The 19,909-nt window shown below is 70.9% G+C and carries 26 protein-coding genes; 21 read left to right on the plus strand and 5 right to left on the minus strand.

The window, feature by feature from the left end; translation table 11 throughout:
• The 15 genes from VM840_05480 to VM840_05550 all read left to right on the plus strand — a co-directional run.
• Positions 1-1,070, plus strand: a 1,070-nt coding sequence (locus tag VM840_05480; GenBank protein ID HVL81027.1) for a carboxypeptidase-like regulatory domain-containing protein, incomplete at its 5' end; no start/stop codon positions are given.
• The gene (ccmA, locus tag VM840_05485; protein ID HVL81028.1) at positions 1,067-1,687 is read left to right on the plus strand and encodes a heme ABC exporter ATP-binding protein CcmA; all 621 of its coding nucleotides are present in this window, start codon (positions 1,067-1,069) and stop codon (positions 1,685-1,687) included. The genes VM840_05480 and ccmA, both read left to right, overlap by 4 nt.
• A complete protein-coding gene (locus VM840_05490) occupies positions 1,684-2,349 on the plus strand; it encodes a heme exporter protein CcmB (protein ID HVL81029.1) in 666 nt (221 codons plus the stop codon). Before ccmA ends, VM840_05490 begins: the two co-directional genes overlap by 4 nt.
• Complete coding sequence (gene ccsA, locus VM840_05495) at positions 2,346-3,020, plus strand: cytochrome c biogenesis protein CcsA (protein HVL81030.1); 675 nt, start codon at positions 2,346-2,348, stop codon at positions 3,018-3,020. Before VM840_05490 ends, ccsA begins: the two co-directional genes overlap by 4 nt.
• On the plus strand, positions 3,013-3,159 hold the full coding sequence (locus tag VM840_05500) for a CcmD family protein (GenBank protein ID HVL81031.1): 147 nt from the start codon (positions 3,013-3,015) through the stop codon (positions 3,157-3,159). Before ccsA ends, VM840_05500 begins: the two co-directional genes overlap by 8 nt.
• A gap of 24 nt (positions 3,160-3,183) precedes the next feature.
• On the plus strand, positions 3,184-3,627 hold the full coding sequence (locus tag VM840_05505; GenBank protein ID HVL81032.1) for a cytochrome c maturation protein CcmE: 444 nt from the start codon (positions 3,184-3,186) through the stop codon (positions 3,625-3,627).
• A complete protein-coding gene (locus tag VM840_05510; protein ID HVL81033.1) occupies positions 3,627-5,675 on the plus strand; it encodes a heme lyase CcmF/NrfE family subunit in 2,049 nt (682 codons plus the stop codon). Before VM840_05505 ends, VM840_05510 begins: the two co-directional genes overlap by 1 nt.
• Positions 5,663-5,947, plus strand: a complete 285-nt coding sequence (locus VM840_05515) for a hypothetical protein (protein HVL81034.1) — start codon at positions 5,663-5,665, stop codon at positions 5,945-5,947. The genes VM840_05510 and VM840_05515 overlap by 13 nt, the downstream gene beginning before the upstream one ends.
• Positions 5,948-6,052: 105 nt before the next feature.
• On the plus strand, positions 6,053-6,421 hold the full coding sequence (locus tag VM840_05520) for a hypothetical protein (protein ID HVL81035.1): 369 nt from the start codon (positions 6,053-6,055) through the stop codon (positions 6,419-6,421).
• Positions 6,418-6,795 carry a 4Fe-4S binding protein gene (locus VM840_05525; protein ID HVL81036.1) on the plus strand — a complete coding sequence of 126 codons (378 nt, stop codon included), beginning with the start codon at positions 6,418-6,420 and terminating at the stop codon, positions 6,793-6,795. Before VM840_05520 ends, VM840_05525 begins: the two co-directional genes overlap by 4 nt.
• A 36-nt stretch (positions 6,796-6,831) precedes the next feature.
• Positions 6,832-7,611, plus strand: a complete 780-nt coding sequence (gene extP, locus VM840_05530) for a selenite/tellurite reduction operon b-type cytochrome ExtP (GenBank protein ID HVL81037.1) — start codon at positions 6,832-6,834, stop codon at positions 7,609-7,611.
• Positions 7,612-7,628: 17 nt separating this feature from the next.
• Positions 7,629-8,177, plus strand: coding sequence for a hypothetical protein (locus tag VM840_05535; GenBank protein HVL81038.1), 549 nt, complete (start codon positions 7,629-7,631; stop codon positions 8,175-8,177).
• 21 nt (positions 8,178-8,198) lie between these two features.
• A complete protein-coding gene (locus tag VM840_05540) occupies positions 8,199-8,966 on the plus strand; it encodes a Rieske 2Fe-2S domain-containing protein (GenBank protein ID HVL81039.1) in 768 nt (255 codons plus the stop codon).
• Between the two features lie 22 nt (positions 8,967-8,988).
• The gene (locus VM840_05545) at positions 8,989-9,984 is read left to right on the plus strand and encodes a c-type cytochrome (protein ID HVL81040.1); all 996 of its coding nucleotides are present in this window, start codon (positions 8,989-8,991) and stop codon (positions 9,982-9,984) included.
• Positions 9,981-10,733, plus strand: a complete 753-nt coding sequence (locus VM840_05550; GenBank protein HVL81041.1) for a hypothetical protein — start codon at positions 9,981-9,983, stop codon at positions 10,731-10,733. The genes VM840_05545 and VM840_05550 overlap by 4 nt, the downstream gene beginning before the upstream one ends.
• Here the strand turns inward: VM840_05550 and otsB are convergent.
• Positions 10,711-11,466 carry a trehalose-phosphatase gene (gene otsB, locus VM840_05555; GenBank protein ID HVL81042.1) on the minus strand — a complete coding sequence of 252 codons (756 nt, stop codon included), beginning with the start codon at positions 11,464-11,466 and terminating at the stop codon, positions 10,711-10,713. The genes VM840_05550 and otsB overlap by 23 nt on opposite strands.
• Before the next feature lie 21 nt (positions 11,467-11,487).
• Between otsB and VM840_05560 the strand changes: the two genes are divergently transcribed.
• Both VM840_05560 and VM840_05565 read left to right on the plus strand, forming a co-directional pair.
• Positions 11,488-12,177 carry a hypothetical protein gene (locus VM840_05560; GenBank protein ID HVL81043.1) on the plus strand — a complete coding sequence of 230 codons (690 nt, stop codon included), beginning with the start codon at positions 11,488-11,490 and terminating at the stop codon, positions 12,175-12,177.
• Positions 12,178-12,239: 62 nt separating this feature from the next.
• Positions 12,240-12,779: a hypothetical protein gene (locus VM840_05565; GenBank protein HVL81044.1), complete on the plus strand. Its 540-nt coding sequence runs from the start codon at positions 12,240-12,242 to the stop codon at positions 12,777-12,779.
• A gap of 38 nt (positions 12,780-12,817) precedes the next feature.
• On the opposite strand, the gene VM840_05570 is transcribed toward VM840_05565, so the two are convergent.
• Positions 12,818-13,684, minus strand: coding sequence for an NAD(P)-dependent oxidoreductase (locus VM840_05570; GenBank protein ID HVL81045.1), 867 nt, complete (start codon positions 13,682-13,684; stop codon positions 12,818-12,820).
• Positions 13,685-13,799: 115 nt separating this feature from the next.
• On the opposite strand from VM840_05570, the gene VM840_05575 reads away from it, so the two are divergent.
• The 4 genes from VM840_05575 to VM840_05590 are packed head-to-tail and all read left to right on the plus strand — an operon-like array spanning position 13,800 to position 17,933.
• Positions 13,800-14,186: a response regulator gene (locus tag VM840_05575; protein ID HVL81046.1), complete on the plus strand. Its 387-nt coding sequence runs from the start codon at positions 13,800-13,802 to the stop codon at positions 14,184-14,186.
• A 7-nt stretch (positions 14,187-14,193) separates the two neighbouring features.
• Entirely contained in the window at positions 14,194-15,825 is a 1,632-nt protein-coding gene (locus VM840_05580; GenBank protein HVL81047.1) for an isovaleryl-CoA dehydrogenase, read from the plus strand.
• Positions 15,822-16,643, plus strand: coding sequence for an SDR family oxidoreductase (locus VM840_05585; protein HVL81048.1), 822 nt, complete (start codon positions 15,822-15,824; stop codon positions 16,641-16,643). Before VM840_05580 ends, VM840_05585 begins: the two co-directional genes overlap by 4 nt.
• A gap of 45 nt (positions 16,644-16,688) precedes the next feature.
• Positions 16,689-17,933: a Glu/Leu/Phe/Val dehydrogenase gene (locus VM840_05590; protein HVL81049.1), complete on the plus strand. Its 1,245-nt coding sequence runs from the start codon at positions 16,689-16,691 to the stop codon at positions 17,931-17,933.
• A gap of 1 nt (position 17,934) precedes the next feature.
• On the opposite strand, the gene VM840_05595 is transcribed toward VM840_05590, so the two are convergent.
• From VM840_05595 to VM840_05605, 3 genes are all read right to left on the minus strand, one after another.
• On the minus strand, positions 17,935-18,330 hold the full coding sequence (locus VM840_05595) for a hypothetical protein (GenBank protein ID HVL81050.1): 396 nt from the start codon (positions 18,328-18,330) through the stop codon (positions 17,935-17,937).
• Between the two features lie 20 nt (positions 18,331-18,350).
• Positions 18,351-18,587 carry an ArsC/Spx/MgsR family protein gene (locus VM840_05600; protein HVL81051.1) on the minus strand — a complete coding sequence of 79 codons (237 nt, stop codon included), beginning with the start codon at positions 18,585-18,587 and terminating at the stop codon, positions 18,351-18,353.
• Positions 18,588-18,676: 89 nt separating this feature from the next.
• On the minus strand, positions 18,677-19,702 hold the full coding sequence (locus VM840_05605; GenBank protein ID HVL81052.1) for an LLM class F420-dependent oxidoreductase: 1,026 nt from the start codon (positions 19,700-19,702) through the stop codon (positions 18,677-18,679).
• Between the last annotated feature and the right edge of the window lie 207 nt (positions 19,703-19,909).

The raw sequence follows: 19,909 nt of genomic DNA on the forward strand, positions 1-19,909 counted from the left end.
GCCTCGCTCGACTCACATCGGTCGCGCTGCGCGCGATGCCGTTCTGGCTCGCTGCGTTGTCCGTGGGAGCCGGGGCCGCCGTTGCCACAGCCGGGCTCGTCGCCTCGGCCGGGCAGCCCGCTCCCGCTCCCGCCGGACCCACGCCCGGCCTCACCCTCGAGCCGGCCGGCACACCGCCCCCGGACCCCACACCGCAGCCGGCGGACGGGCGGATCGCGGGCACGGTCCGGACCGCCCAGGGGACGCCGGCCGCCGGGACCGCGGTGACCCTCACCCGGTTCGAGGCGACGACGGAGGCCGAGCGCCGGGAGACGACGACCGCGGATGACGGCCGCTACACCTTCGAGGGCCTCCCCACGGGCCCCACCGATGCGTACGTCGTGTCGGCTGCCTACGAGCAGGCGACCTTCCCGAGCGACGTGCTGGTGCTCGACGCGGAGCGGGACCGGACCGTCGACCTCACGGTGGCGGCCGTCACCACCGACGACTCCGTGGTGCGGGTCGAGCTCGACTCGACGCTCCTGACCGTCGTCCCCGCCGGGCTGGACGTGCTCCAGATCCTCAACGTGCTTGTCGACGGGGAGGCCGCGTTCACGGGCGGCCTGCGGCTCCCCATCCTGGAGGGCGCGTCGGGGTTCGAGCCCAGGCGCGGGCTATCGCGCCAGCTCCTGCGGTTCGACGATCAGGACCGATTGACGAGCGACGCCCCGGTCCTCCCGGGCCGGACGGAGATCGTCTACGGGTACACCCTCCCCCGTCCGGCCGAACGGTCCACCATCGTGCGTCAGCCCGATCACCCGACCGATCGGCTCGAGCTCCTGTGGGCGGGCGACGTCACCGTCGACGCCCCCTCCCTCGAAGCGGCGGGAGAGGTCTCGGTCGGCGGTGTCAACGCCAAGCGGTACACGGGCCGCGACCTCGAGCCGGGTGAGCGGGTCGAGGTGGCCCTCACGTTCGAGGGTCCGGCCGGGTGGCCACGGACCGCGCTCGTGGTGGGCGGAGTGGTCGTGGCTCTGGCGCTGCTGCTCTTCCCACTCGTACGACGCAGACAGCCGGGCGGGACGGCGTGACCGCCGTCTCGCTGCGGCAGGTCGTCCGCCGGTACGACCGGACCCGGGTGCTCGACGGGGTGGACCTCGAGGTCCCGCCCGGACAGCGCGTGGCCGTGCTCGGACATAACGGCGCGGGCAAGACCACGCTGCTGCGGCTGGTCGCCGGGCTCCTCCGGCCCGATTCGGGCGCGGTCCGGGTCGCCGGGGCCGACCCGACCCTCCCGGCCGCTCGACGGAGGATCGGGGTCCTCGGGCACGCGCCCGCCCTCTACTCCAACCTCACCGCGGCCGAGAACGTCCGCTTCTGGTCCGGGCTGCATGGCGTCGGACCCGGCGAGGGGCTCGGGATGCTCGCCGGCCTCGGCATCGACCCGTCCGACGACCGGCGCGTGTCCGCCTTCTCGCAGGGGATGCGCAAGCGGGTCGGGCTCGCGTGCGCGCTCGCCCACCGTCCCTCGGTGCTCGTCCTCGACGAGCCCTACGCCGGCCTCGACGCGGAGGGGGTCGAAGCGATGACTCGGCTCCTGCTCGGCTCCCCGGGGGCCGTCCTGATGGCGACCCACGAGCCCGAGCGGGCGTCCTCCGTCTGCGACCGGGTGGTCGAGCTCGCGGCCGGCCTCGTCCGGGAAGCATGAGGACCCTCGGCCGCCTGGTCTGGAAGGAGGCCCTCGTGGAGTCGCGAGGGCTGGAGCGGGCGTCCACGCTCCTGTTCTTCGGGGCCGCCGTCCTCATCACGCTGCAGTTCGCGCTGCCGCCGGGAGCGGAAGCGCGCCCGCTGGCGGCGGGCGGGTTCGCATGGGCGACGCTGCTGCTCGCCTCCATGCTCGAGGTGCGTCGCACCTTCGACTCCGAGCGGCGCGACGCCACGCTCGACGGGCTGCGGGCGGCTCCCGTGGACCCGGTGCTCATCCTGTCTTCGAAGCTCCTCGCCTCCCTCGTCCTGCTCGGGGCGCTGGCGGCGGTCGTGGTCCCGGTCACGGCGGTCCTGTTCGGCGGCGACCTCACCCGCGTCCTCGAGGCGATCGGGGTAGCCGTCCTCGGGCTGGTGGGGGTCCTCGGGTGGGGGTTGCTGCTGGGAGCGATGTCCGGGCAGACCCGCTCGGGGGAGCTCGTCGTCCCGGTCCTGCTGTTCGGGCTCCTCGTGCCCCAGACGATCGCCTGCGTCCGTCTCCTGGGGCACCTCCTCGGGGGGGCACACCTCGAGAGCACGCTGACCGGCTACGTGATCCTCATCGGGTTCGACCTCGTCTCCGTGGGCACCTCGATCGTGCTGTTCGACTACGCTCTGGAGGAATGACCGACCGGCTCCCCTCCGCGCTCCCGCTGGCCGCGCTCGTCGCCGTATCGGCCGCCCTCGGGCTCATCTTCCTGTGGGCACCGACCGAAGCCGTGCAGGGAGACGTCCAGCGCATCCTCTACGTCCACGTGCCGGCCGCGTGGCTCGCGTACCTCGCCTTCGCGGTGGTGGCGGTGGCCAGCGTGCTCGTGGTGGCCAGCGGCCCCGAGCGCTGGGACAGGGTCGCCGCCTCCGCCGCCGAGGTCGGCGTGCTGTTCACGACGATCGTCCTGGTGACGGGCTCCATCTGGGCCCGCCCGACCTGGGGGGTCTGGTGGGTCTGGGACGCACGCCTGACGACGACCCTCGTCCTGTGGGCGGTCTACGTCGGGTACCTGCTCTTCCGCTCGCTGACCCCGCCCGGAGCCCGGCGCGCGCGGGTCGCCGCGGTCATCGGGATCATCGGAGCCATCGACATCCCGATCGTGCACTTCGCCGTGACCTGGTGGAACACCGCCCACCCGGAGCCGACCGTGATATCGCGGGCCGGCCCCCAGCTCACGTCCGAGATGCTGACCACCCTGCTGGTCTCCCTCGCCGCGTTCGCGCTCGTGTTCGCCTGCCTGCTCGCCTTACGGGTGGCGCAGATGTCGGCGCGGGAGCGTCTGGACGTCCTCGAGGCCCATGTCTGAGGCGCTGGGATGGCTGGCCGCCGCGTTCGGCGTCGTCTGGGCGGCCCTCGCCCTCTACCTGTGGCGCCTCGCGCGGGAGCAGCGCCGTATCGCCGACCGTATCTCGCGGATCGAGGGCCGAGCGGACGACCACCGCTGAGTGAGCGGGTACCCTGGAGCGGCCATGCAGGTTGCAGACCCCCCCGCGCTCCAGGCACCGCCATCCGGACGCCGGCTCAAGTGGGCCCTCGGGATCGGACTGATCCTCGCCGGGATCGGCGGGCTAGGGGCGTGGGCGATCGCCTCCCCCGACGCACTCTCCTACTACCGGACCCCGTCTGAGATCGCGGCGGCCGCGCCCGACCCGCAGACGCGGGTCAAGGTAGGCGGCCGGATCGTAGACGGGAGCCTGGTGCGGGACGGCTCCAACGTTCGCTTCCTCGTCACGGACGGCGCCCACGAGGTCGAGGTCCACTACAGCGGCGAGGTGCCCGACACCCTCCAGGAGGCGACGGACGCGATCGCCGAGGGCCGGATCGGCCGGGACGGGGTGCTCGTGGCGGACCGCGTCCTGGCCAAGTGCTCGTCGAAGTACGTGGCCGAGGACCACCCCGCCACCACCGGCTGATGCTCGGACGCGGGCTCATCCTGGTCGCATGCGGCTTCGCCGCGTACGCCTCGGTCGCGGCGCCGGCTTCGATGCGCCGCCTCGACGGCAGGTGGACGGTCGCCCGCCCCGAGCTCCTCGACAGCGCCCGACGCGCCGTCGTCGCGGTGGCCGCGTCCTTCACGCTGGCCTCCCTCTTGCTCTGGTGGGCCCTGTTCACGCGCGACTTCTCGATCGCCTACGTGGCGGAGGTGTCCAGCCGGGCGACCCAGCCCTGGTACACGTTCTCAGCCTTCTGGTCGTCCATGGACGGCTCCCTGCTCCTGTGGTGCTGGATGCTCGCGCTGTACGCGGCGATCTTCGCGGGCGCCCGCCGGCCCGCGACCGAGCCCTTCCTCGGGTGGGGCATCCCCGTCGTCGGCGTGACGATCCTCACGTTCGGACTGGTGACCGCCCTCGCTTCGAACCCGTTCACGCCCTCTGAGGTCGTCCCGGCCGACGGACGCGGGCTCAACCCGCTGCTGCAGTCGCCCGGGATGGTCATCCACCCGCCCCTGCTGTACCTGGGCTTCACGGGGCTCTCCGTCCCGCTCGCCATCGCCGTCGCCGCCCTCGTAACCCGATGCACGGGAGCGGAGTGGCTGCGGGTCGCTCGGACCTGGGTGCTGACGCCGTGGCTGTTCCTGGGCGCGGGCATGGTGCTCGGGGGAGCCTGGGCGTACACGGAGCTCGGGTGGGGCGGTTACTGGGCGTGGGACCCGGTGGAGAACGCAGCCCTGCTCCCGTGGCTGGCGGCCACGGCATTCCTGCATTCGTCGGTCGTGCAGGAGAGGCGCGGGATGCTCAGGGTCTGGAACATCTTCCTCGTGCTGGCCGCGGCCGACCTCGCCGTGTTCGGGACCTTCCTCACCCGGTCCGGGCTCCTGTCGTCGGTCCACACGTTCGCCGAATCTCCCATCGGGCGGTGGTTCTTCCTGTTCCTGGCGGCCCAGACGCTCGTCGGTTTCGGGCTGCTGGTCTGGCGCCTCCCCCACCTGCGAACTGAGCACCACCTCGACTCCCCCGTCTCGCGCGAGTCGGCCTTCCTCGTGAACAACCTGCTCTTCGTGGGGGCGACCGTCGTGATCCTGTGGGGGACCATCCTCCCGCTGATCACCGAGGCGCTAACCGGGGAGCGCCTCGCCGTCGGTCCCCCCTTCTTCAACCGGATCATGGCGCCGCTCGGTTGCCTGCTTCTGATCCTCGCCGCGATCGGACCCGTCGTCCCATGGAGGCGCGGTTCGCTCCGCGCGATCGCCAACCGCCTGAAGGGCCCGGCGGCGGTCGCGTCGGGGGTGACTCTCCCGCTCGGCGTCGCGCTTCGCAGCGTCGCCTTCGCGGCGGTGGTCTGGGTGGCCGTCCTGCTGGCCGCGGCCAGCCTGGCCGAGATCGCCCGGGGGGTCCGGACGAGGCGCGCGACCGGTGCCCCCTCACCCGTGAGATCGGCGTTCAGGACGAGCCCGCGGCGCTACGGCGGTTACCTCGTGCACCTCGGCATCGCGGTGATGACGGTCGGGTTCGCAGGCAACGTCTTCCACTCGCAGACGGAGGTGGCGGCGTTCCCGGGGGACCGCTTCACCTTCGCCGGGTTCGAGTTCCAGCACCGCGAGCTTCAGCGGTCCGTCGTCCCGGACAAGGATGTGAACCTGGCCGTCCTGGACGTCTCCCGCGGCGGGCGCCGGTTGGCCACGCTGCGCCCGCAGCTCAACATGCACCCCAACTTCGACCAGCCCCAGTCCGAGATCGCCATCCGGACCACCCCTCTGTCCGACCTCTACGTGATCCTGGCCGGCACCCGCGCCGACGACGATGGCGGGACGCCCTGCACGCTCTCGCGGGCGACCGAGTGCGGGCGGGTCGTGTACCGCATCCACCTCAACCCGCTGGTCTTCTGGGTGTGGGCCGGCGCCGCGATGTCCGTGATCGGGTCGGTCGTGGCGCTGGTGGCAGGCCGTCGCCGCCCGCCCGCCCCCCAGCGGCCGCGGATACCCGCTCCGGCCCAGGAGGCGACGCCCGCATGGACGTCGTAGCCCTCACGGTCGTGCTCATCGGGCTGGCCGCGTTCGTCGCCGCCCCGCTGTACCGACCTCGCCTCCCGTCGGCCGGCGATCCGGGCCGGACCGCCTCTCTCGTGGCCAGGCGGGACGCGCTCCTGCGTGCCCTGCGCGACCTCGAGGCCGACCGCCGTTCCGGACTCGTCGACCCGGAGGTCTACGAGGCCCAGAGGACACCGCTCGAGTCCGAGGCCGCCTCGGTGCTGCGCGCCCTGGAGATGGGAGAGGCGACTGACGTTCGGTCATAACCGCTGGTCAGCGACGCGTCACGCGGAATACGCTGGTCAGGGCCTCGGTTGTGAACCGCTTCACGTTTGTCTCCAGGGCCTTTCCGGGGTTAGAATCGTCCGACCATGCTGCTGATCGTGGCCCTCACCGCCCTCACGGTGGCGATCGCTCTCCCCCTCTGGTGGATCGTGCGATCGGACCGACGGCTGACGTGGACGACCGCCACGTTGATGGGCATGTGGCTGACCGTCATCGGGATGCTCCTGATCGCCGAGATCCCCTCACGGATGCTCTACTGGTTCGACTCCACCCACACCGCGCTGGCCGAGCACATCCCGATCGCGCCGCTCGCCGCGTTCATGGAGGGTGACACCTACATCATCATCCGCGACATCGTCGTCAACACCATCCAGGGGGCTTTCTTCGTGCTGCTGTTCGTGCTCGCCTACCTCTGGGGTGAGCGCCAGCGGAAGGCGGGTAGGTTCAAGGCATGAACGAGCCCATACGCTTCGACGGAGAGCACTTCAACATCGCGGTGATGGAAGCCGACGACATGAAGCGCGCCAAGGGCGCGAAGAAGTACCTCGGCTTCATCCCGGAGCTCTGCATAGTCTGCGGCGCGTGCGTCGACCACTGCCCCTGGCACTGCCTGTTCATGGTGGACGCGGGGGCCGTCGAGGGCGAGGACGCGGCCCTGATGGTCGACGACGCCATCAAGCAGGACAAGCCTCACGTCATCTTCTGGGTTGACGACACGGAGTGCACGCGCTGCAACATCTGTGTCGAGCGATGCCCCACGGACGCCATCACGATGGACAAGCTCGCCAAGGCGGGCGCAGGCGGGAAGCGTCAGCTCGGCACCACCTGAACGGGCGACTAGGGACCAGGGCTAGAGGAGGAACTGGTGGCGAGACGGCTCCGTCCGCGGAAACCCGACCTGTCCAACGTCCCTGAAGAGCTAGACCGCAAGATCCGAGACAGCCAGTTCTGGAAGGCCGTCTTCCGTCCCGGCTCCCCCTTCCGTCGCGGTTACCAGGACAATCCGCGGAACCGGGCCATGGTGATGGTCAACAACCTCCTCTACCACCTGCACCCGGTGAAGGTGAAGAGGCACTCCGTCAGGTTCAGCTACACCCTCTGCCTCGGCGGCCTCTCGTTCTTCCTGTTCGTCATCCTGACCCTCACCGGGATCTTCCTGATGTTCTACTACCGCCCTACCGACCCCGAGGCGTGGCACGACATCGCGGCGCTCCACACGACGGTCAACCTGGGCTTGCTGATGCGCAACATGCACAGGTGGGGCGCACACCTCATGGTGTTCTCGGTCTTCCTGCACATGGCCAGGGTGTTCTACACGGGCGCGTACAAGCCGCCGCGCGAGTTCAACTGGATCGTCGGCGTGCTCCTGTTGCTGCTGACCCTGCTCCTCTCGTTCACCGGGTACCTGCTGCCCTGGGACCAGCTGGCGCTCTGGGCCGTCACCGTGGGCACGAACATCGGGGGCTTCGCTCCCGTGATCGGCAAGCAGGTGAACTTCGTGCTCCTGGCGGGGACCGAGATCTCGGGCGCTACCCTGCTCCGCTGGTACGTCCTGCACGTACTCTTCTTCCCGTTCATCATCGTGATCCTGATGTCGGTTCACTTCTGGCGGGTCCGCAAGGACGGGTTCTCGGGCCCGCTGTAGACCGAAAGGAACCTGGGATGACCGACACCGACCTCCCCGTCAAGCCGCAAGGAGGGGCTCCGCCGAAGGACCGCCTGCTCGCGGTCGTGCGCCAGGAGGCCATCCAGCGCATGCAGCGGGTGCCGGAGGACAAGATCAACGTCTGGCCTCACCTGCTGATGGCCGAGTTGGTCGCGCTCCTGCTCTGCTCGGTGCTCCTGTTCGTCCTGTCGATGATCGACGTGACGTTCCTCGAGCTCGCCAACCCGAACCAGACGCCGAACCCATCGAAGGCGCCCTGGTACTTCCTGGGCCTGCAGGAGCTGCTGCGCTACTACCACCCGCAGGTGGCGGGTGTGACGATCCCCCAGTTCACCCTCTTGGGGCTCATGGCGCTGCCTTTCGTCGACCGCAACCCGAGCGTGAGGCCTCAGGACCGCAAGCTCGTGATCGTGCTCTTCACGATGTTCATGATGTACTGGGCGACCTTGACGGTCATCGGCTCGTTCGTGCGAGGGCCGGGCTGGAACTGGGTCTACCCCTGGGACGACTGCGGCGACAGGGCCTGCGTCTTCTTCGAGATCTGACGTAGCCGAGAGGAGGAGAAGGTGGACGCCGTCACGGTGGTGGTCGGGCTGGCCGTGGTGCTGGCCGGCATCGGCTTCCTGCTGCTGATGGGGACGCTGCTCAGGCGGCGCCCGCCCGCGACCGCGGGTCCATCCGGGATGCGGGTCGTCCCCCGGGCCGGTCGGTCTCCCGCGCCCCCTGCCCCCACGGCCGCAGCCGCCGTCCCCGACTCGCCGGAGGTCCAGGTGAACCGGCGGATGTTCCTGAACCGCACGATGCTCCTGGCCATGACGGGGCTCGGCGTGGGGATGGGAGCCGGAACCCTCGCCTTCCTCTGGCCGAACCGGGTCACCGGGTTCGGAGGCGTCATCCGCGCGGGCACCCGCGACGAGATCCTCGACGAGATCCGGTCCCAGGGGCGCCCCTACTACAGCTCGGAGGGCAGGTTCTACCTGGTGCCTTACGAGAGCGAGGACGAGGAGAACCCGTACGTCCAGGCGGGCGTCGCCGCGGGCGGCCTCATGGCCCTCTATCAGAAGTGCGCGCACCTAGGCTGCCGGGTGCCCTTCTGCGAGACCTCGCAGTGGTTCGAGTGCCCCTGCCACGGCTCGAAGTACAACTACGCCGGCGAGGTCATGCCGGGCTCGCCCGCGCCCGCCGGGCTGTGGAGGTTCAAGATCAACATCGAGAACGACATCGTGTTCGTCGACACGTCCGAAGACACGGCCCAGCCCGCCTTCGGGGTGGACACGATCAACCAGCCGCCTGCCGGTCCCCACTGCATCGCGGTGGCGGAGGGCTCTCACTGACGGACGTGGAGGGCGCCGGGAGATGACACCGCAACAGATAGCCGTCCTCGTCGTGGCCGCCACACTGGGGCTGCTCGTGGTGCTCCTCCTGCTGTACGGGCGGCCGCGCCGGACCCAGCAGGAACCGCTGCCCCAGAACTTCTCCCGCGGGGACACCGACACCGTGCTCGAGACCTCCCGGCTGCACAAGATGCAGGTCTGGGGGATGGCCGGCGCCGCCGTATGCGCGGGCTTCCTGGCCGTCTACATGGTGAGGGAGCCCTTCCGGGCCGCGAACTACGCGAGGAGCTTCCTCGACGTCTCGACGGAACGGGGCGAGCGCATCTGGCTCGAAGAGGCGGAGTGTGCGGGGTGCCACGGTCCGGACGGGAGCGGCGGCTTCGCGGCTACGGACACCGAATGGCCCGCTCCGCCACTCAACAACGTCTTCCACCGGTTCACGCGGCTCCAGATAAAGGAGATCGTCGAGCGCGGGCGCCCCGGGACCCCCATGCCGGCGTGGGCCGTCTCCTTCGGTGGGCCGCTCAACGACCAGATGATCGAGGACGTCCTGAACTACATGGAGCACGAGCTGCAGGTCGAGCGCGAGGAGCGCTTCGAGCTGAGCGCGGACATCACCGAGGGCCGGACCGTGTTCGAGCAGAAGTGCGCGGTATGCCACGGCGCGGACGCCCGAGGACGACCGATGGGACAGCCGGTCCCCACCTTCTACGCCCCCGACCTCACCACGTCGTTCGAGCGGCTCGGGCGCGGTGTGGCGCGTCAGCAGCTGCAGCGTCAGATGTTCATCGAGAGCGACGGCCAGCAGCCGACCGCGGACGCGGTGATGCAGCGTCTCCAGTCGATGCCGGTCGAGGACGTACGGGGCTCCGGTGAGGCGGCGGTCCGGATGACGGTCGAGGAGGGGCGCCCGAACACTCCGATGCCCCCATGGCGACACCGCATCACCGAGGAGCAGATAGACGCGGTCATCGCGTACCTCAAGAGCATCCAGCGCGGCGCGGGGGGTCAGCAGTGATCGAACACCCGATCGGCCTCGTCATCTTCATCGGCTCGATCATCGTCTTCCACGGGAGCGTCTACGTACTCATCGCGCTCAACACGGGATGGCGGTTCGGCTACTGGATCGCGTCCACGTCGCTGTTCGGGCTGATGTTCATCATGTCGGTGTTCTGGGTCGTCACCGCGCTCGGACCACGAGGCGTCGAGCCCCATTGGATCGTCCTGGGGGCCGATGCCGACCGGGTCGGGCAGGTCACGGTCGACGACGTGAACCTGTCCTCCCTGGGCCGGTACCCCGGCGGCGGGTGGGAGTCGGTCGAGGAGGGAGACCCTCGGTTCGAGGAGGCGGACGCTTTCCGGTCCGCCGTCGGGAACTGCCTCGACGCCCAACCGGACGCGCTCGCCGAGGTGGAGCGCGACGTCTGCACGCAGGCCCAGCAGCTGCTGCCGACGGAGCTCCCGCGGATCGAGGGGATCCCGATCATCGCGACGAACGAGGTGACCGCGATCAGGTTCATCGAGGAGGAGGGCCTGCTCCTCGCGCAGGCGGAGGTCCGCCCCATCACGCGCGACCCGCGGGTCACCGACGACCCCGAGGGCCAGCTCGTCGGTGAGCCGTTCGTGGTCGCGGCGCGGCGGGACCCCGGGACCCTCCGCCAGCCCGCGTTGAGGTACCTCGCGGGCTCGACGATCCTGCTGCTGATCCACCTCTGGGGGCTGTCGCGCGCGGAGCGGCGCGTGCTCAGCCCGATCGTGGCGCTGTAGCGCGCGAGAGCGCGCCGAACAGGTCCAGCAGCTCCTCCTGGCTGTCGAGGCAGAGGTCGGCCTCGTCGCGCAGGTCGGGCGGCGATTCGTCGGAGACCACGGCCACGCAGACCGCGCGGGCCGGGAGGGTCCGGGCGCGGCGGAAGGCCTCCACGTCCGCCACGTCGTCGCCGGCGAAGAGGAAGGCGTCCAACCCGTCCGCGAGCTCCGCCAGCGCGTCGCCCTTGCCGGGTCCGGGCTCGGTCAGCTCCTGAACGAGGCGGCCCGCACGCACCTGCAGTCCGTGCGTCCGAGCCAGCTCCTCCGCGGCCGTCCTGACCTGAGGCTCGGCATCCGGCGCGAGACGGTAGTGGACGGCGACCCCGTGCTCCTTCCGCTCGACGTATACGCCGCCGATCCCGGCCACCGCGATCTCGGCCTCGTCGGCGACACCGGTCCAATCGGCTCCCGAGGGTGGGGTGGCCCTGTCCGAGCGCTGCCGCCCGTAGGACCCGGCGAGGACCACGCCCCTCGGGTCCAGCCTGGACCGTACGTCGCCGAGCGACCGTCCCGATATCACGCCCACGCGGCCGAACCGCTCGGCCAGCGCCTCCAGTACCTCGACCGCGCCCGGCAGGGCGGCTGCGTCGTCTGGGTGGTCAACGATCGGGGCCAGGGTGCCGTCGAAGTCGGTGAAGACCCCGTTGCTGCGCGGGTCGGCGGTGAGGAGACGGACGACGTCTTCGGGGCTCATGCGTATGGTAGTCGCGAGTATATGTCCCTCCGCAGGACCTTCCCCGCCGCCCTCGGCCTGCTGGCGCTCGTCTGCGCCGGCTGCGCCGACGACCGCGTCCGTCTCGAGCGCGGTCCGCTCGGACCCGCCTCCTACCGGGTCACCTTCGAGGTCACGGGCGACCCCGCGGTGCGGACCGAGCCCGTCACCGCCCAGCTCACCGTCACGGACCTGGGGGACGGGGCGGCCCTGCGGCTCGACGTGGGGGACGAGATACCGATCGTCACCGAGTTCGTGCGCGGGCCGGACGGGAGGCTCGTCCTGGACACGGTCCAGGGGGTGTCCCCCTCCAGCGCCGGGGAGGCGGACCTGGCCTCCATAGTCGACCAGCTGGACCCGCCGCTCGCGAGCGGACCCGTGCGGATGCGGGAGCCGTGGTCCGCCCGGCGGCGGATCACGACCGAGGTCCTGCGGGCGGACCTAACGACCCGTCTGGAGGTCGTCCGGTTCCATCGGGTGGCCGGGACGGACGCGGCCGAGCTCCGCGGCACGGTCACGGGACGGCTCCGGACGACCGGCACGACCGGGACCTTCGACGGCCGGGTCGTCGGAACGACCACGATCGATTGGGCCCTCGCGCCCGGGCGGGTGGCGGCGAGCCGCACCGAGCTGAGGTGGGCCATCCCCGATATAGGGACCGTGCTCCTGCGGACGTCGGTCTCCCCTTCCTAGGAGGAAGGGTTTCGGGGCCGGGGCGCCGAACACTCCCAGGCAACCGAGTCCACGGAGGGATCATGAGGAAGAGGATGTTCGCTGCCGTCCTGCTGGCCGGCATCGTGGGAGGCTTGGCCCCGCTGGGAGCGGGAGGCGCCCAGGCCAGCGACCCCTGCAACCCGGTCCTCGGCATATGGACCCGCATCGGCGTATACACCCCGGGTCCCGTCGCCGACGCGTCCGGTGTGAGCAGCGTCGGACACATCACCTACGAGAACGGGAACCGAGGGTGCGCTGCCGGTCCATACACGGGGGTGACCGTCGATACGGCGGTGATCCAGCCCGGGGCCACGCAGGCCCTGGCGAGCTACTGGGACCCGCGCGACCGGGCCGCGCACGGCTGCATCCACAGCGAGCGGGGCATGGTCAGTCACGCCGGACAGCACGGCACCTGGTGCGGCCTGTGGGAGGTGAAGCACGACCTCGTCTGGGGTGACCCCTACCCGGACAGCCCCTGGGTCGCGCTCGACCCGACCGTCCCGTCCGACCAGATCTGGGCCACCTCCGAGGGCCACCGGTCCGTCAACTACCGGACGCTGCCCGCCTACGCGGGGGTCTGAGGTCCCGACCAAGAGGGGGCGTCCCGCGGGACGCCCCCTCATCCTTTCCTCAGGGCCTCCATGAGCGCGGAGACATCCTGGTCTCCCAGTCCCGAGGCGACGAGCCGGTCCTCGAGGTGGGCGACCAGGTCGGAGAGCGGGAGGTTGACGTTGGCGCGGCGCGCCTCGTCCAGGGCGATCCCGAGGTCCTTGCGGTGCAGAGCGAGACGGAACCCCAGGGGGTGTCGGCGCTCGACCATGTTCCGGGACCGGTTCTCCAACACCCAGGACCGGCACGCCCCCGACCCGATCGCCTCGAGGACGCGCTCCACGTCCAGGCCGCTGCCCTCGGCCAGCGCGACACCTTCGGCCACGGCCAGGTACATCCCGCCCACGATCACCTGGTTCACCGCCTTCGCGGCCTGTCCGGCTCCCAGGGGACCGACATGGGTCACCTTCGAGCCGACCGCCTCGAAGACCGGGCGGACACGTCCGATCACCGTGGGGTCGCCGCCGACCATGACCGTCAGCGTCGCCGCCTCGGCTCCCTCCGACCCTCCGGAGACAGGGGCGTCCACCAGCTCGAGCCCCGCCTCGGCCAGCCGGGACCCGAACGACCGGGTGGCTCCCGGAGAGATGGTGGACATGTCGATCACCACCGTGCCGGGGCCCGCTCCGGACACGACCCCTCCCGGACCGAACAGGACCTGCTCGACGTCCGGGGTGTCGGACACGATGACCACGACGGCCTCGGCATCCCGGGCCGCGTCGGCCGGTGTGGCGGCGCGGGCCGCGCCGAGCGCCGCCAGCGGCTCCTCCTTGACGCGGGTCCGGTTGTGGACCGTGACCGCGAAGCCGGCCGACAGGAGGTTACGCGCCATCGGTGCGCCCATCGTCCCCAGGCCCACGAACCCGATCCGGCGCATGAGCCACCCTACGCCGAAGGCGCCCGCCGTGGAACGGCCGGTAGAATCAGTGGGGGTCTCTCGAAGGAGCAGACATGGGTCGCGCTGACGGGGGCCCGGAGGAGCACGCGCGACCGTGAGCCAGAGACAGCGTCACCTTCTCATCGCCGACGACGAACCGGATATCCGCTTCCTGCTCAAGCGCATGCTGGACCCGATCGGGTACCAGGTGACGGAGGCGTCGAACGGGGAGGAGGTCCTGGACCACGCCCGTCGCTCACGGCCCGACCTCATCCTGCTCGATCTCAAGATGCCCGTCATGGACGGCTTCGAATGCTTGGAGAAGCTGAAGGGCGACCCCGCGCTGCGCGCCGTGCCCGTCGTAGTGGTGACGGCGTGGGGGGAGCTGCTCGAGGGCGAGCCGGCCATGGCCTGGGCCGAGGCGTGCGTGGCCAAGCCGTTCACGGCCGACGTCCTCCTGCGCATCGTCGACGAGGTGCTGGCCCGCCCGAGGCCCGGCTAGGCACGCCATGTCGCTGAGGGAGCGCCGCCACACCACCCACGAGGTGACGAACCAGCCTCCCCCCCTGCCATCCCATGACGCGTTCGCGAACGACCTGGCGCTCGCCGAGGCGGTCGCGCGCGAGGGAGCCGGGTGGGCGGCCCCGGAGCTGAGCGACCTCGGGCGGTTCGTAACGAGCGATGAGACCCTCGAGAACGGCAGGCTGGCCAACGTCCACCCTCCAGTCCTGCGCACCCACGACCGCTACGGCAACCGGGTCGACGCCGTCGAGTTCCATCCCGCCTACCACTGGTTCATGGAGGCGTCCGTCCGGGCAGGTATCCACGCTGGTCCGTGGGCCGATCAGCGCCCCGGCGCCCACGTGGCGCGGGGAGTCAAGCTCTACCTGATGTCCATGGCCGAGGCCGGGCACATCTGTCCGGTCTCGATGACGTACGCGGCCGTCCCCGCCCTCCGGCGCCAGTCCGACCTCGCCGCGGTCTGGGAGCCGCGTTTCGCCTCCCCCGTCTACGACCGCCGTCAGCTCCCGGCTCCCGACAAGGAGGGAGCCCTCTGCGGGATGGCGATGACCGAGAAGCAGGGCGGCTCCGATGTGCGGGCCAACACGACCGTCGCCGAGCCCATGGGTGGCGGCGAGTTCGCGATCACCGGCCACAAGTGGTTCTGCTCGGCTCCCATGTGCGACGCCTTCCTGGTGCTCGCCCAGGCGCCGGCCGGGTTGTCCTGCTTCCTGCTCCCGCGGTTCACCCCGGACGGGGAGCCGAACGCCTTCCGTCTCCAGCGCCTGAAGGACAAGCTCGGGAACCGGTCGAACGCGTCGAGCGAGGTGGAGTTCGAAGGCGCCTGGGCGCACCTCGTCGGCGAAGAGGGACGCGGCGTCCGCACCATCATCGAGATGGTGAACCACACCCGGTTGGACTGCGTGCTCGGCTCCGCCTCGGGCATGCGGCTCGGGACGGTCCACGCCATCTGGCACGCCTCCCACCGGTCGGCGTTCGGGGCCCCCCTCGTCGAGCAGCCGCTCATGCGGGAGGTCCTGGCCGACCTCGCGCTCGAATCGGAGGCCGCGACCGTCACCGCGATGCGGCTGGCCAGGGCCTACGACTCGCAGGAGCCGCAGGAGGTGGCGTTCAGGCGCCTCGCCACGGCGGTCGCCAAGTACTGGATCTGCAAGCGGGCACCGGTCCACGCCGCGGAGGCGCTCGAGTGTCTCGGTGGGAACGGATACGTGGAGGAGTCCGGGATGCCGCGCCTGTTCCGCGAGAGCCCCCTGAACTCGATCTGGGAGGGGTCCGGGAACGTGATCTGCCTGGACGTCCTGCGGGCGATGGCTCGGGAGCCGGGCTCGGTGGAAGCCTTCTTCGAGGAGGTATCGGGGGTGGACCCCCGCGTTGACGCGGCGGTCACGTCGCTGCGCGACGAGCTCGCCGACCTCGACGCGATCGAGAGCCGGGCCCGCCGGCTCGTCGAGAGGATGGCGCTGATCCTGCAGGCCTCGCTGCTGGTGCGCAACTCTCCTGCCGTCGTATCCGACGCGTTCTGCGCATCGCGTCTGGGGACCGACTGGGGGCGGGCGTTCGGGACGCTCCCCCGGGGCTGCGACGTCGCGGCGATCACCGCGCGGGCAGGGGTGGCGTGACGGGGTCACGCACGGTCCTCGTCACCGGTGCCAACTCCGGGATAGGTCTCGCGACCGCGCTGGAGCTCGCGCGGCTCGGCTTCCGAACGGTCGGCAGCGTGCGATCCGAGTCGAAGGCCGAGACGCTAACGACCGCTGCGCAGGAGCGCGGACTCGTCGTCGAAACGATCCTGCTGGACGTGACCGACGCGGCCCGATGCGCGGAGGTCATCGAAGAGGTACGTCCCTGGGGGCTGGTCAACAACGCCGGGTTCGAGGTGACCGGGGCGGTCGAGGACGTGGGCGACGAGACGGCCAGGCACGCCCTCGAGACGATGGTCGTCGCGCCGATGAGGCTCGCGCGCCTGGCGATACCGCACATGAGGGAGACCGGGGGCGGCAGCATCGTCAACGTGTCCTCGATCTACGGACGCTTCACCACGCCGTTGACCGGTTGGTACCAGGCGTCGAAGCACGCCCTCGAGGCGGTCTCCGACGCCCTCCGGATGGAGGTGTCCAGCGACGGGATCCGCGTCTCGATCGTCGAGCCCGGCGGGTTCCGGACCGAGATCTTCGACGACGTGAGCGGCCGGCTGGCCGGCCACGACGACAGTCGCTACCGCGACGCCTACCAGCGCAGCGCCCAGACGATCCGGCTCTGGCGGCCGCTGCTGGGAGACCCGGCGCGCGTCGCGAAGGTCATCGCGACGGCGATGACTACGAGGATGCCCCGGACCCGCTACCTCGTCGGTCCGGACGCGCAGGCCGCGGCCCTCGCGGCCCGGTTCATCCCCACGTCCGTCAAGGACCTCGCGGCCCGCTTGACGCTCGGTCTGTAGATCACCGTCCGGACCCCCTCGCCCGCGGCTGACATACTGGACGGCGTGGGAGCGGGTACCCAGCTCTGGGAGCAGGCCCTCGCGCAGCTGGACACGGCCGCGGAGGCGATAGGCCTCGACCCCAACGTGCACCGGCTGCTCCGGGCACCCAAGAGGACCCTCGAGGTCTCGTGTCCGGTGCGCCTGGACACCGGCGACATCCAGGTGTTCCAGGGCTACCGCGTCCAGCACAGCCTCGCCCGTGGACCGGGGAAGGGCGGGCTGCGCTACCACCCCGACGTCGACCTCGACGAGCTGAAGGCGCTCGCCATGTGGATGACGTGGAAGTGCGCGGTCGTGGACCTCCCGTTCGGCGGCGCCAAGGGCGGGGTGATCTGTGACCCGACCAAGCTGTCCGACCGGGAACTCGAGAACCTCACCCGCCGGTACGCGAGCGAGGTCGCTCCCGTCTGCGGGCCCAACGTCGATATCCCGGCTCCCGACGTGGGAACCGACGAGAGGACGATGGCCTGGTTCATGGACACGATCTCGATGAAGGAGGGCTACCCGGTCCTCGGGGCGGTGACCGGGAAGCCGATCCTCGTCGGAGGGTCGGCGGGTCGGGCGTCCGGCACGTCGGTGGGGGTCTCGTTCGTGCTGGAGGCCGCGCTGCGCGCGCTCTCCTGGGACACGGAGGGGTTGACGGCCGCCGTCCACGGTTACGGCAAGGTCGGCTCGTACCTCGTCCGTCTCCTCACCCAGCTCGGGGTCCGGGTGCTCGCCGTGGGCGATGTCGGCGGAGGGATCTTCTGCGCGGCCGGGATCGACCACGTCGAGCTCGCGCGCCACTTCGCCGCCAACGGCACGGTGGCGGGCTGCCCGGGCACGGAGCCCATCCCGATCGAGAAGGTGCTCGAGGTGGCGTGTGACATCCTCATCCCGGCCTCCCTCGAGCGGGTGATCCACGCCGGGAACGCCCCCAACATCCTCGCCCGCCTGATCGTCGAGGCGGCCAACGGGCCTCTCACCCCGGAGGCGGACGAGCACCTCGCCTCCGAGGGCGTCTGCATCGTGCCGGACATCCTCGCCAACGCCGGCGGGGTCACCGTCTCCTACTTCGAGTGGGTGCAGGCGATGCAGGGACTGTTCTGGTCGGAGGACGAGGTCAGCCAGCGGCTCCGCCAGCTCATGGACCGGGCCTTCGACGCCGTCTGGGTCCGCTCCGACGGCCACAACCTCCGTCAAGCGGCGATGTGGCTCGCGATAGAGCGCGTGGCCGAGGCGCTGCGGCTGCGCGGCCTCTACCCGTAGATCATCTCGAGCGGAGCCGGCGCCCGCAGGAGGGGCAGTCGTACATCTCGCGGGAGACCCACGCCTCGCAGTGCGGGCAGCGCCTGCGCGGCGGCGGTTCCGTGGGCGTCTGATGGCGCACGAGTCCCGCCAGCACGAACGCGAGCCAGGCGAGGCTCGACAGGATGATCCGGTACAGGGCCTCCTGCCGCAGACCCCCGCCCACGACGATCCCGCTGAGGATCCCGAAACCGATCCGTCCCTGAGCGAGGTGTCCCAGCGCCTCGGAGAGGGTCACCCGGACCACCGAGCCCTCCGGACCGACCCCCACCGGGAGGACGAGCAGCGCAACGGCCACCGCCGCCACGAAAGCCCGGACGATCCCCTTCCGGACCGGGGGTCGTCGGGTCTCGTCCATGCCCCGGTCGCGAGGAGCGCTCACGGGAACGGACCGAGCCTCTCGCGGACGGCCCGGGAGAACCCTAGGTGAACCTCGTCCCCCGTATCGATGATCGGACGGCGCAGACGTCCGGGGTCCTGGGTCAGGTAGGACACGACCTGGTCCGGCGTCATCCCCTCCACCTCGGACCGTCGCCGGGGCGCGACCAGCTCTTCGACGCCGCCCGCCCTCTCCCCGAGCGCCCGTATCTCATCGCCGGACAGCCTGTCGCGCACGATGTTGCGCTCCTCGAAGGGGATCTGCGCTTGCGCGAGGAACTCCCGCGCGTCCCGACAACCCGTTCACCCGGGCCGCAGGTAGATCCTCACGCCGCCGCCTCCGCGAGCACCCTCATGGCTTCCGGGTCGTCCGTCCCGAGCAAGAGCGTCGTCACGATGCTCTCCTCCCATGCCGCCAGGCGCTCCGTGAGGCGGCCGGCGGGTCCGACGAGCGACACCTCGTCCGCCAGCTCGTCGGGGACGAGGGAGATCGCCTCCAGCTTGTCGCCCCCGAGGAACGCGTCCTGGATGCGCTGGGCCTCTGCCTCGAACCCGTACCGGACGGCGAGGTCGAAGTAGAAGTTCCGGCCTCGGGCCCCCATCCCGCCGATGTAGAGGGCGAGGGCCGGCTTCACCTGCTGGAGCCCCTGTTCGACGTCGTCGGTCAGCACGACCCGGCAGGCCGCGACCACGTCGAAATCCTCGCGCGGTCGCAGCCGGTCCGACCTCTTGGCGAAACCCTCCTCGAGCGACGCGGTGAAAGCGTCCTGGCGGTAGGGGGTGAAGAAGGCCGGCATGAAGCCGTCGGCGATCTCTGCGGCCAGCGCCACGTTCTTCGGCCCTATGGCCGCGATGTAGATCGGGATGTCCGGACGTGGGTGGAGGATCATCTTCAAGGGCTTCCCCAGGCCCGTCCCGTCCTTCAGGGGGATCGAGTAGTGGGCGCCGTCGTGGACCACGGGAGCCTCGCGACGCCAGGCCGCGCGGAGGATCTCCACGTACTCCCGCGTCTTGCCCAGGGGCCGGCCGTAAGGCTGGCCCAGCCACCCTTCCACGACCTGGGGTCCGGACGCACCGATCCCGCACAGGAACCGCCCGCCGGACAAGGCGTCCAGCGTCGCCGCGGTCATGGCCGTCATCGTCGGGGTGCGGCCCGACATCTGCATGATCCCGGTGCCGAGCTTCACCCGGGAGGTGTGTGCTCCCATCCAGGCGAGCGGCGTCACCGCGTCGGACCCGTACGCCTCCGCCGTCCAGATCGAGTCGAACCCCAGCTCGTCGGCGAGCTTGGCGATCGGGATGTGGTCCGTCACCCGGGGTCCGGAGTAGCCGACCGTCAGCCCCAGCCGCATGATGCACCTCCTCGGTCGCCGTACCCTACCGGGCACCCCCGCACCGTGTCACCGAAGGAGGTGGATGCGGCGCCACGCTACGAGCGAGGCACTCAGGGCGGCTCCGGCGGCGGCGAGCACCCACCCGGGCCGGGGGCCCGTCCGTCCGGTTCCCGCGTTCGTGAGGGGCGGCGGCACCCTCGCCCACGCGTTCGCCCACGCCGCCGC

The sequence above is a fragment of the Actinomycetota bacterium genome, assembly GCA_035540895.1.
Taxonomy (GTDB): domain Bacteria; phylum Actinomycetota; class JAICYB01; order JAICYB01; family JAICYB01; genus DATLFR01.

Coding starts and splice junctions, on each gene's coding strand:
- VM840_05580 (HVL81047.1), top strand. CDS start 14,194: ATGTCGCTGAGGGAGCGCCGCCACACCACCCACGAGGTGACGAACCAG.
- otsB (HVL81042.1), bottom strand. CDS start 11,466: ATGAGCCCCGAAGACGTCGTCCGTCTCCTCACCGCCGACCCGCGCAGC.
- VM840_05525 (HVL81036.1), top strand. CDS start 6,418: ATGAACGAGCCCATACGCTTCGACGGAGAGCACTTCAACATCGCGGTG.
- VM840_05570 (HVL81045.1), bottom strand. CDS start 13,684: ATGCGCCGGATCGGGTTCGTGGGCCTGGGGACGATGGGCGCACCGATG.
- VM840_05505 (HVL81032.1), top strand. CDS start 3,184: ATGCAGGTTGCAGACCCCCCCGCGCTCCAGGCACCGCCATCCGGACGC.
- VM840_05605 (HVL81052.1), bottom strand. CDS start 19,702: ATGCGGCTGGGGCTGACGGTCGGCTACTCCGGACCCCGGGTGACGGAC.
- VM840_05520 (HVL81035.1), top strand. CDS start 6,053: ATGCTGCTGATCGTGGCCCTCACCGCCCTCACGGTGGCGATCGCTCTC.
- VM840_05490 (HVL81029.1), top strand. CDS start 1,684: ATGAGGACCCTCGGCCGCCTGGTCTGGAAGGAGGCCCTCGTGGAGTCG.
- VM840_05560 (HVL81043.1), top strand. CDS start 11,488: ATGTCCCTCCGCAGGACCTTCCCCGCCGCCCTCGGCCTGCTGGCGCTC.
- VM840_05565 (HVL81044.1), top strand. CDS start 12,240: ATGAGGAAGAGGATGTTCGCTGCCGTCCTGCTGGCCGGCATCGTGGGA.
- ccsA (HVL81030.1), top strand. CDS start 2,346: ATGACCGACCGGCTCCCCTCCGCGCTCCCGCTGGCCGCGCTCGTCGCC.
- VM840_05535 (HVL81038.1), top strand. CDS start 7,629: ATGACCGACACCGACCTCCCCGTCAAGCCGCAAGGAGGGGCTCCGCCG.
- VM840_05545 (HVL81040.1), top strand. CDS start 8,989: ATGACACCGCAACAGATAGCCGTCCTCGTCGTGGCCGCCACACTGGGG.
- VM840_05510 (HVL81033.1), top strand. CDS start 3,627: ATGCTCGGACGCGGGCTCATCCTGGTCGCATGCGGCTTCGCCGCGTAC.
- VM840_05515 (HVL81034.1), top strand. CDS start 5,663: ATGGACGTCGTAGCCCTCACGGTCGTGCTCATCGGGCTGGCCGCGTTC.
- VM840_05500 (HVL81031.1), top strand. CDS start 3,013: ATGTCTGAGGCGCTGGGATGGCTGGCCGCCGCGTTCGGCGTCGTCTGG.
- VM840_05595 (HVL81050.1), bottom strand. CDS start 18,330: ATGGACGAGACCCGACGACCCCCGGTCCGGAAGGGGATCGTCCGGGCT.